The sequence below is a fragment of the Nostoc sp. 'Peltigera membranacea cyanobiont' 232 genome (assembly GCF_002245985.1).
In the GTDB taxonomy this organism is placed as follows: domain Bacteria; phylum Cyanobacteriota; class Cyanobacteriia; order Cyanobacteriales; family Nostocaceae; genus Nostoc.
Map to the genome: position 1 here is coordinate 1 of NZ_NOLK01000360.1, position 1,926 is coordinate 1,926.

The 1,926-nt window shown below is 33.7% G+C and carries 1 protein-coding gene; it reads left to right on the top strand.

What is annotated here, in order from left to right; all coding sequences use genetic code 11:
- The first annotated feature begins 213 nt into the window (after positions 1-213).
- Positions 214-1,674 carry an ISLre2 family transposase gene (locus tag CDG79_RS40300; RefSeq protein WP_094347018.1) on the top strand — a complete coding sequence of 487 codons (1,461 nt, stop codon included), beginning with the start codon at positions 214-216 and terminating at the stop codon, positions 1,672-1,674.
- Positions 1,675-1,926: the final 252 nt, after the last annotated feature.

Consider the following 1,926-nt stretch of genomic DNA (forward strand, 5'->3'; position numbering starts at 1 on the left):
GGGAGCAATGCGATTTTGTGAGATGACCCCACCTGGAGAGCGATCGCTAATAAAATCTTACGTATACAACGAATATTTAATACAAAAATCTAAATAATATTCCTTAGAAGATACAACCTGTGCCAAAAACGAGTTTTTTGTACATTGTTGCGACTATAAAAAAGGTAAAATTTCCTTTCAGGAATAGTTTTGAAATAGGAAGTATCTACTTTTATGGAGAAAAACATATATGCAAATCTAAATTTTGCCGATTCATTATCAGACTTTAAAGAGGATGTGACGAAACTTTTAGAGTTGAAAAATATCGAGGAATGGTCTGGAAGAATAGTTAAAGAAAGAGAAGAAATAATTAGACAGGCTGCGTTAGTTTTAGCGGGTCAATGTATCGGCATATTATTGCATAAGCTTTCTCAATCAGAGTCGGCTCATAAAACAGCAATTAATCAAACCAAAGGATGGTGGCATACTGATACACAGAGACACGGTTATACGAAGAGAGAAATATTAACAGTAGGTAATGTTATAGGAACTCTTAAATTACCATACGTTGTTCAAAAAACAGAAAAAAAAGCGAAGAATAAATCTACTAATGTTGGATTCTGTCCCTTGTTAAAATGGCTAGGAATGTCAGAAGGCTTGACCCCATTAGTTTGGTCAGATATTGCAAAATATGGTGCCATAGCTAGTTCTTTTGAAGCTGCACATACAATCCTGGGCGATTGGGGAATTAATATTAGTCTTAAACGAATTGAACGATTGACATATAAATTTGGTCAAATCGGCATTGATTTACGTCAAACTAAAATATCTAACTTGCAACAAGGTAAATTACCTGATGGGAATATACTTAAAGACCAGAGAGTTGTAATTGCTGTAGATGGTGGCAGGAGTAGAATTAGGATTAATAAAAAAGGTAGAAAAAATCCCAAAACAAACAAGCATGGCTTTATAGGGGAATGGGTTGAGCCAAAATTATTAACAATTTATGTGGTTGATGAACAGGGTAAAAAAGTTAGAAATGGCGAAATAAAGATTGTAAATGATGGCACTTATGAAGACTATAAAGGCTTTTTACCAATTTTAGAAATGCATCTGATTAGTTTGGGAATTAGTCAAGCAAAACAAGTTTTACTAATTGCTGACGGTGCTGAATGGATTTGGAAACATATTCCTCCTCTTTTAAAGAAATTGAAATCTCCTGATGCCACTTATCAATTATTTGATTTTTACCATGTTACTGAGCGACTACATAAATTTGCTGATGTCGCTTTTAGTGATGAGAAGGAGCGGAATAATTGGTTTAAAAAAGCACGGAGAACTTTAAAGAAAAGTAATGCCATGACCATAATTAGGCAGATGGATGAATTTATCTTTGAAGCTACGGGTGAACGTTGTAAAACTATGGTAATACAGAGAAATTACCTTTTACGTGCCTATCGCGAAAGGCGTTTAAATTACGCTAAAGTCATAACTCAAAAACTACCTATTGGCAGTGGTGCAATTGAGAGTTTAATCCGCCAAGTTGTCAATTTAAGAATCAAAGGAAACAGTAAATTTTGGTTGAAAGACAATGCGGAAATTATATTACATCTGCGCTGTCAATGGATAGCTGAAAGTTGGGATAATTTTTGTAGTTCTATCTTTAATTCCTTTATTAAACCTCAAACTGCTTGATTAATTTTATACTTGAGTCGTCATCTTTAGCTATTGCTTGCTGTAATTGACACTAAGTATTAAAGACTTAGTATAGATATTTTGGGAAATAATCGTCAAATGACTTACTAGCAATCTTTTTGAGATATCTCATCAAGATGAATTTTCGTGCAAAGCAGTATTTTATTTGTAAATAAAATAACTCCGTACTTAAATATAATTTTTAGCGATCGCACTTTTTTTGTCCGACCTCACAAAATCGCATTGCTCCCT

Coding starts and splice junctions, on each gene's coding strand:
- CDG79_RS40300 (WP_094347018.1), top strand. CDS start 214: ATGGAGAAAAACATATATGCAAATCTAAATTTTGCCGATTCATTATCA.